At 58.9% G+C, this 1,147-nt stretch carries 2 protein-coding genes; both read left to right on the forward strand.

Annotated elements, in window-relative coordinates:
- Positions 1–585 (forward strand): plasmid SOS inhibition protein A (locus HMPREF3096_RS11610; RefSeq protein WP_141749334.1); only part of this gene is annotated, 585 nt, incomplete at its 5' end.
- Positions 582–908 (forward strand): hypothetical protein, encoded by a 327-nt coding sequence (locus tag HMPREF3096_RS11615; protein ID WP_032752058.1) that lies wholly within the window; start codon positions 582–584, stop codon positions 906–908. The genes HMPREF3096_RS11610 and HMPREF3096_RS11615, both read left to right, overlap by 4 nt.
- The last annotated feature ends 239 nt before the right edge of the window (positions 909–1,147 follow it).

The raw sequence follows: 1,147 nt of genomic DNA on the forward strand, positions 1-1,147 counted from the left end.
ACCGGGAACAGCCGCATGAACACGACCGTGGCGCAGCGCATTCCCGGCCTGAACTGGGACCCGAAGCATCGTCTGAGCAGTCTTAAGCAGGTGGAAGAGGCGCTCGATGCACTGATTGCCAGTCACGGGGAGTGCTGTCCGCTGCCGCTGCCGGTTGATGTTCAGGCCGAACTGTTCCCCGAGGTGCAGCACAGCCGGACTGAGCGCCGGAAACAGCGCAGCAGCCTCGCCTTTACCCGTAAGATGCGTCGGGAAGAACGCGCATTGGCGCATCACTGGCGGTTACGGCAGAACCTGCTGGGACAGGCCGTCACGGAGCTGAATTTTCAGTCACCGGAAACCGTCTGCACCTGGTACACCCGGTGGAGCGACGAGTTTGACGCGCGTGAGCTTGCACCTGCCTTCTGGCACTGGCGATCGCGATATGCTTCGCTGGCCTCTCTGGACTGGCTGCGGGATGCCGGGGAGCCGCTGTGTGGTGTCATCCATGAAATCAGCTTCATTGTGAGAGAGACGCCGGAGTCTGTGCGTCAGGCAGAACGCTGGCAGGTCCCGAACAAGCTGACACACCGGAGCCACGGATGAAGTGGCGCTATTCCCTGCGCTGGAAACTGCCGCACAGGCCCTGCCCGGGTCCACTGGAGCTGGTTTCCGTTGTCGTGGAGGCAGGGCAGGCGACACCTGAAGAAGTGATGTCTTGCTGGGTGGCGGGCGCTGGATATGCGGTATGCGTGGATTTTCTCGACGAGAGGCAGATTAAACGATGGAGCGACGAGCGGAAAGCCGCCGCCCGCCACCGGAATCTGGTGCGCCGCATCAACAGGATTGCGCCCTTGTTTGCCGACGAGCTGATCGAGCGGGAGCTTGAGAGCAGACCCGGATATTTTCGCGGCAAATCAGAACGATGATGGCGCGATACCTGGTCAGTCTGGCAGCGGGTAAGGTATACTGGCAGTGGCGCTTGAGGCTTTTTGCCTCATGACGTAAAGGTGGTTTGTTACCGTGTTGTGCGGCAGAAAGCAGAAAGCCCCGAGTAATTTTTTCAAATTAACCCGAGGCCCACTGAATGTCTAGTCAACACCAGTATGGCCTCTTACCGTGCAATTTGCAAGGAGGTGTATGGGTCCACCACATATTGCAATTTTTA

This window comes from Klebsiella sp. HMSC25G12 (assembly GCF_001807705.1).
In the GTDB taxonomy this organism is placed as follows: Bacteria; Pseudomonadota; Gammaproteobacteria; order Enterobacterales; family Enterobacteriaceae; genus Klebsiella; species Klebsiella variicola.